Raw genomic sequence first — 7,495 nt, forward strand, 5'->3', positions numbered from 1 at the left:
GCTGACTGGCTTTACAAAAAAGACATCACGAGTATTGATGAAATGCTAAACCTGTCTTTGAAAGCAAGAACTATCCTAAAAGATAATTTCGATATTGGTTTGACTGCTACCATTAAAGAACAATGTTCTGTTGATGGGACAAAGAAATATCTATATCCAACCAATATGCCTAACCAGTTTATCGAAACGGCTTATATTCCTGATGATGACAGAGCAACACTTTGCGTTTCGTCACAGGTTGGTTGTAAAATGGGATGCTTATTTTGTATGACGGGCAAGCAGGGGTTTCAGGGGCAGCTTACATCTGGTGATATTATCAATCAGGTCCGTTCTTTGCCAGAATGGCATCAGCTAACCAATATCGTTTATATGGGTATGGGTGAACCTCTTGACAATGTTCCTGAAGTAATGAAGTCTCTTGAAATTTTGACTGCCGATTACGCCATGGCTATGAGTCCACGAAGAATTACAGTTTCAACCATTGGAATCATTCCAGGGATGAAAACATTCTTAAATGAATGCGAATGTCACTTAGCGGTCAGTTTACACACCCCTTTTGACGATGAGAGAAAGAAACTAATGCCAGTACAAAATGTTTACCCGGTTAAAGATGTACTGAAAATGATTCGTGAATTCGATTTTGGTCGTCAACGAAGAGTTTCTTTTGAGTATATCATGTTTAAAGGAATCAATGACACACCCGCTCATGTTAAAGAATTGTGTAAGATTTTGGATGGTATCAAATGCCGAATGAATCTGATTCGTTTTCATCCTATTCCAAATTCTCCACTACTGAGTTCTGATGAAGAGACAATTGAAGAATTTAAAGACCAACTAAACAAAAAAGGTATTACGACAACTATTCGTCGCTCTCGAGGATTAGATATTTTTGCCGCATGCGGCTTATTATCAACTAAGGAATTGGTAAAACAACAGAGTAAAGATTTTTAATAAAAACTCTATGATACTAAAAAATCCTGCTCTTAAGGCAGGATTTTTTTATACTCTATATTTCGATGTCTTACTTTTCAGATGAAGCACGAATGATTAAATCAGCATGAACAACCGCTTCTTTTATCTTATCGCTATCTGGCTTATCCTCCATTTGTTCAAATAAAAGATTAGCAGCTTCGCGACCTACTAGCTTAGGGTTTTGATCCATTGTAGAAATAGAGGGCTCCATATAACGAGAACGACGACTATTTGAAAATCCAACTACAGCAACTTCCTCTGGAATCTTAAACCCAAGTTCTTTGGTAGCCATTATAGCTCCAATTGCCAACTCATCATTTATTGCAAAGAAAGCATCTGGACGATTACTACGTGAAAGAAGATCCATTGTTGCTTGTTTTGCAGAATCTACGGTAAATTCACAACGCGAAATTAAGGTTTCATCAAAGGCAATGCCTTTGTCAGCAAGAGCTTGCTTATAACCACGCATTCTATTTACTCCATACAACATGTATTCTGGTCCTGTAAGAAAAGCAACACGCTTAGCTCCACCTTCAAACAAGTGAGTAACAGCAGCATGAGCAGCAGCAGCATCATCAGCCACAACTTTAGAAACATCTAATTCTTTAGAAGTTCTATCGAACAAAACGATAGGTACTCCCATTTCCTTAATTTTATGGATATGATCGTAAGTATTTGTAGCACGAGATAAAGACAGAATAATACCGTCCATTCTCATGTTTAAAAATCCATCAACATTCTTTTGTTCTTTTTCCAATTTCTCATTAGAAGAACTTACAAAAATCTGGTAACCATGTTCGTCAGCAACTTGTTCAATACCTTTTACTACTGATGCATAAAAAGAACTTACAATCTGAGGAACAACAACTCCAATCGCGTTAGATTTTTGAGTTTTAAGAGCAACAGCTAGAGGATTTGGTCTGTATTTTAATTCTTTAGCTAGTTTCTGAACTGCTTCGCGAGTTTGTAAACTAATTTCAGGATTATTCTTCAATGCACGAGAGACAGTAGAAACAGAGATACTCAACTTTTCAGCGATATCTTTTATTGTTACGGGTCGGTTTGCCATAGACTTTATTTTTAACTTATTTTCGTTGAAGTCTGTAAATATTGGCCTTCTTAGGAGAGAAAGGTAAAATTTTACTATAAAAAAATCAACTGTTTTAATTAGGTGAAAATTAATGATCACGTTTAATAAGAATATACTTATAACAGTGAAATCATAAACACCGAAAATTATTCGATGCAATCTACACATTCACAAAGATAAAATAATTCAGATATATACAACAGAATGTTATCCTTTTTGAAAAGGATAACAATTTATTAATATGATTCTTTTTCCTCTAAGATAGAATTGATAACAGCAAAAACAATAATCGCTGCTAATTTTGAACTTCGGCTATCCTCATCAAAACGTGGCGCAATTTCAGCAATATCGAAAGCAATTACCTTACCCGATCGTATCATCATCTTTATCAATTTCAAAACCTTTTCAGGATGCAATCCGAATGGTTGAGGAGCACTAACACCAGGAGCATATGCAGATGAGATGACATCAGAACACAAGGTGAAATAAATATTCTCCTGTTTTTTTGCGTAGCGCAATAGTTCCTGACCAACATTAAACATATTGGCTGAATTAATATCTTTAGCCATCAGGTATTTTACCTTTAAAGCATCTGCTTTCTTAAATAAACTAACTGTATTACCATATTGCTGAATACCAGCAACCATATAATTAAACGGCTTGTTTTTCGTCTTACAATCATCTGCAATTTGTGCGAACATAGTCCCCGAACTAGTTCCCTTATCGTAAGGACGCATATCGAAGTGAGCATCAAGATTAAAGATACCAAGACTCTCATTATTGGTTTCCTCAAGGAATCGCTCAATTCCTTTATAATGTCCGTAGGCGATTTCATGGCCGCCACCTAATACAATTGGGAACAAGCCATTTTTCAGTATTTCACAAACTGCTTTAGCAAGTGTTTCCTGAAGATCTTCTAATTTTACATCAGCAGCAACAATGTTACCACAATCGTATATTTTAGTTGTAGTAGGGAATGAACAAGGGAGATTTGAGAGTTCTTTACGAATGCTATTGGGTCCTTTTGAAGTACCAGTACGTCCTAAATTTTGCAAAACACCATCATCACAGCAAAAACCTAGCAAGCCAAAACCATCCTTTTCAACAAGGATATCCTCTAATAAATTTATGGGTTCAATAATCTGATGCCAACGAAATGCATCATAATCTTCAAGATCATCTATTCGACCTTGCCAGAAATTTTCAGGAATACACTGATAGTGATTAGGATTCATGGCCTTGAAAAAATTATAAGTGTGTCAATAATATCATTAAACATCTTGTACCAACAAGTGTATTTACGACATGACAATGTTACAAATAATCAATTTAAAACGTCAAGATTAAAGAGCGTTTTTAGGTGTTTTCACACTATAATTTTATTCATCTGAGAAATGAACCAAAACTCTTCGATAAACGTTGAAGATCTTCGACTTAGACACAAAACCATAATACTTGCCATCCATAATTACTGGAAGATTCCATGCTCCTGTTTCTTCGAATCGTTTCATAACCTTATCCATTGGAGCGTCAGCATCAAGAATTGCTGGAGGCATTGTCATTAGGTTACGTACATAGGTTTCTTCATACATATCAGGGTTAAACATGATATGACGAATATCATCCAAAAGAACAATTCCAAGCAGCTTTTCTTCCTCATCAACAACAGGGAAAATATTACGGTGAGAATGAGAAATAATCTTCACCAACTCACCAAGACTTGCATCTGGATCTATTTTTTGTAAATCAGTTTCAATCACTTTCCCAAGTTTCATTAGGGTCAGAACAGCTTTATCCTTATTGTGAGTAATCAACTCACCACGCTTAGCCAGTCGCTTTGTGTAGATAGAATGTGGTTCGAAATACATAATGGTTAAGTAGGCTATGGTAGCCGTTATCATGATTGGTACAAAAAGTTCATAACCACCTGTGATTTCAACAATCAGGAAGATTGCCGTAAGAGGCGCATGCATCACACCAGCCATCATACCCGCCATTCCTAAAAGAGTAAAATTACTCTCGGATAGCTTGATGAAATTAAAGCCATTAATAAATCGAGCCACAAAAAAACCAGAAACCCCACCCAAAAATAGCGAAGGAGCAAAAATACCACCTACACCACCACTGCCCGTAGTTACGGTTGAAGCAATCACTTTAAATCCCAAAACTAAAATCACATAACCTAAAAGCAACCAGTAATTGTCCTTTAAGAAATAGAAAACAGAATTATTTACTAAACCATCGATATTTCCATTCAGTAGGGCTTGAATAGTTGTATATCCTTCACCGTAAAGAGGAGGAAATAAAAAGATCAATACACCAAGGGTGACACCACCAAGTAACAGTTTCTTATAGGAATTCGTTATGCGTTCCAATTGAGATTCCAAATACATGCCCAATCGGGTAAAATACAAGGAAACCAAACCAGCGAAAATACCCAATAGTATGTAATAAGGGAAATTTGATAATACAAAAGACTCAGTAACGGTGTAGGAAAGCAAAACATCTTTACCCATAAAAAAATAGGCAATACTTGCTCCTGTAATCGAGGATATCAACAATGGAATTAATGAAGCCATGGTCAGATCCAACATCAGTACCTCGAGGGTAAAAACCATACCAGCCATAGGTGCCTTAAAAATTCCACCAATTGCTCCAGCTACACCGCAACCCACCATCAAAGTAATGGTTTTATAGTTGAGATGAAATAGGCGTCCCAGATTTGAACCAATCGAGGCCCCTGTTAAAACAACAGGTGCCTCAGCCCCTACAGACCCACCAAAGCCAATAGTAAGCGTACTTGCAATTATTGAAGAATAGTTATTATGAGATTTTATATGACTGTTATTTTTCGACATAGCATACAAAATTCGAGTGACACCATGCCCAATATTATCCTTTACAAAAAATTTCACAAACAAAACAGTAAGTAGAATACCAACTGTAGGATAGGCTAAATACAATAGATTGAATGATTCAACATGAAGATTATGCGTCAGAAAGTGATGCGTTTGATGAATTGTAGTTTTCAATAACAAAGCCGCCAATCCACTAATAATTCCAACTATAAAACTAAGAATTAGAACAAACTGTCTCTCTTTAATATGCTTCATTCTCCAAATTAAAAATCGGGACAATAAACTCTTATTCTTCATGGTACTGGCTATTATTTTCTTGAGGATATTTGGACCTCACAAAATTGGGAAAATTACAATAAACTATTCGATCGGTCGGATGGCTACTTGAGTCAGGCAAACCTTAGCAGAGAGCAATACATAAAAAAGACTAAGGAATCTTTATTTTAAACATGTATTGAGTTGACAATCTTCAGAATGAACTAAAAAATACGCAGTTCTACTTCTATAAAATCGAGTGCAAATGTAATAGAATATTATAGAGCGAATAGTGAAATTTGTTTTTTTTTCAAAAAATATTCAGCACATATAAAGCATCAGAAATGTAGCTATAATTCTATGTTTAGTTCATTATTGGAATACAAAGGTCTTAAATAGACCATTTGATAAAAACAAATAATATTCATTAATCTTCAGAAAAATGTTTTAACATTCGACGATAAGTTGAGAATATTTGAGCACGAGAAACACAACCCAAATATTTACCATCTTGCAAAACAACCATATTAAATTTATCTGAATATTGATATTTACGAGCCACGTCAGCCATAGATTCGTCATGCTGAATCACAACGGTGGGCATAATCATTAAGTCGCGAACAAACATCACATCGTACTTCTCTGGCTGAAACATGATTTCACGAATATCGTCAAGCTTGACAAGACCTTCGAAGTTATTCTCAGTATCAACCACTATAAACAGATTACGCTGCGATTTTGCAATAACCTTAACCAAATCACCCAAAGTCGCTTCAGAATTAATGGTATTAAAATTCTTCTCTATCAAACGTGTCACTCGCATCAGCGAAAGCACATTTTGATCTTTATCATGAGTCATTAACTCTTTACGACGAGCCAATTGCATGGTATAAACCGAATGTGACTCAAAACTCTTTACTGTAGCATAAGATATGGTTGCGGTGATCATCAAAGGGACAAACAACTGATAGCCCCCTGATATATCTGCAATAAGAAATAAACCTGTGAGAGGAGCATGAAGCACACCAGCAATCATACCACCCATCCCAATAAGGGCAAAATTATTCACCTCGATATTTCTCAACCCTAGGGCATGAACCACCTTGGCAAACAAAACACCTGCATTAACTCCCATAAACAAGGTGGGTGCAAAAATCCCACCAATCCCACCAGCACCAAAAGTGATGGAAGCAGCTATCACTTTAAAAAATATAACCAGAGAAAGTAGAATCAATAAAATCCAAAAATTTTCACTGAATGAATAGAATAAAGAATTATTGAACAGATAAGAATAGTCGCCCGATAGGCTGGCATTTATACCATGGTAACCTTCACCATAAAGAGAGGGGAAAAAGAAAATAATCATTCCCAGAGACGCTCCTCCAATAATTACCTTTAAGTAAGCTTTACCAATTTTATCAAACAAAGCCTGAATAAACATGTACATCTTGGTAAAATAGGTCGCTATCAAACCTGTAAAAATCCCTAAGACAATATAATATGGCAAATCTTTCAAATCGAAACCATTCTCCACATCAAAGGGGTAAAGGACATCCATTCCCAAGAAGAAATAAGAAGTCAGAACTGCAGTCGAAGAAGCCAACAAAAGTGGTACTAAGGAATACATTGTAAGGTCGAGCATGATGACTTCCATAGCAAAGACAATGGCAGCAATAGGAGCCTTAAAAATAGCAGCCATTGCTCCCGTACACGCGCAGGCTAACAATAGAGTTGTTTGCTTATAGTTTAGATGAAAAAGCCGACCAATATTGGAACCAATGGCAGCACCTGTCGCCACGGTTGGTCCCTCAAGACCGACAGAACCACCGAAACCAACAGTAAAAGCTGAAGTCACTACAGACGAAAACATGTTGTGGGTGTTGATTTGCCCATTGGTTTTCGAAATACTGTGCAGTACGTTAGGAATCCCATGCCTAACAGGTCTTTTAATAATATACTTTATAAAAAGAACGGCAACAGTAATACCAATTGCAGGATATACCATATATAGAAAATTCGCATATTCAAGTTTGGATGTTCCTTGTAACAAGGAGCTGATGAAATGAACGGAATTTTTAATGACAACTGCTGCTAATCCTGAGGTGATTCCAATAAGAATACCCAGAAAAGAAATAAACTGACGATCGCTAACATGTTTCAAACGCCATATAAGAAAGCGGGCTAATAATGATTTTTTCTTCACAATATCTTCTGTCTCTAGAAAATTAGTCCTTTTTAAAGCCTTCTAATATCCAATCTATAATTATTTCTTGTCTAAATTAGAATGAGGCATAACGCACCTAAGATACAAACAGCTTTA

At 36.1% G+C, this 7,495-nt stretch carries 5 protein-coding genes; 1 reads left to right on the forward strand and 4 read right to left on the reverse strand.

The features are described 5' to 3' along the window. Positions 1-951 (forward strand): 23S rRNA (adenine(2503)-C(2))-methyltransferase RlmN (rlmN, locus tag ABY905_RS11825; protein WP_372644095.1); only part of this gene is annotated, 951 nt, incomplete at its 5' end. 70 nt (positions 952-1,021) lie between these two features. Here the strand turns inward: rlmN and ABY905_RS11830 are convergent. The 4 genes from ABY905_RS11830 to ABY905_RS11845 form a co-directional block, all read right to left on the reverse strand. Further along, the gene (locus ABY905_RS11830; RefSeq protein ID WP_372644098.1) at positions 1,022-2,041 is read right to left on the reverse strand and encodes a LacI family DNA-binding transcriptional regulator; all 1,020 of its coding nucleotides are present in this window, start codon (positions 2,039-2,041) and stop codon (positions 1,022-1,024) included. 257 nt (positions 2,042-2,298) lie between these two features. Next, on the reverse strand, positions 2,299-3,297 hold the full coding sequence (gene hutG, locus ABY905_RS11835) for a formimidoylglutamase (RefSeq protein WP_372644100.1): 999 nt from the start codon (positions 3,295-3,297) through the stop codon (positions 2,299-2,301). A 144-nt stretch (positions 3,298-3,441) separates the two neighbouring features. Beyond that, the gene (locus tag ABY905_RS11840) at positions 3,442-5,175 is read right to left on the reverse strand and encodes a chloride channel protein (protein ID WP_372644103.1); all 1,734 of its coding nucleotides are present in this window, start codon (positions 5,173-5,175) and stop codon (positions 3,442-3,444) included. A 427-nt stretch (positions 5,176-5,602) separates the two neighbouring features. Further along, positions 5,603-7,378, reverse strand: a complete 1,776-nt coding sequence (locus tag ABY905_RS11845; protein ID WP_372644106.1) for a chloride channel protein — start codon at positions 7,376-7,378, stop codon at positions 5,603-5,605. Between the last annotated feature and the right edge of the window lie 117 nt (positions 7,379-7,495).

Origin of the sequence: Ancylomarina sp., from assembly GCF_041555295.1 — a bacterium.
GTDB lineage: Bacteria > Bacteroidota > Bacteroidia > Bacteroidales > Marinifilaceae > Ancylomarina.

Excerpts from the sequence above, each read along its gene's own strand:
- ABY905_RS11830 (WP_372644098.1), bottom strand. The coding sequence starts at position 2,041 with ATGGCAAACCGACCCGTAACAATAAAAGATATCGCTGAAAAGTTGAGT.
- hutG (WP_372644100.1), bottom strand. The coding sequence starts at position 3,297 with ATGAATCCTAATCACTATCAGTGTATTCCTGAAAATTTCTGGCAAGGT.
- ABY905_RS11840 (WP_372644103.1), bottom strand. The coding sequence starts at position 5,175 with ATGAAGCATATTAAAGAGAGACAGTTTGTTCTAATTCTTAGTTTTATA.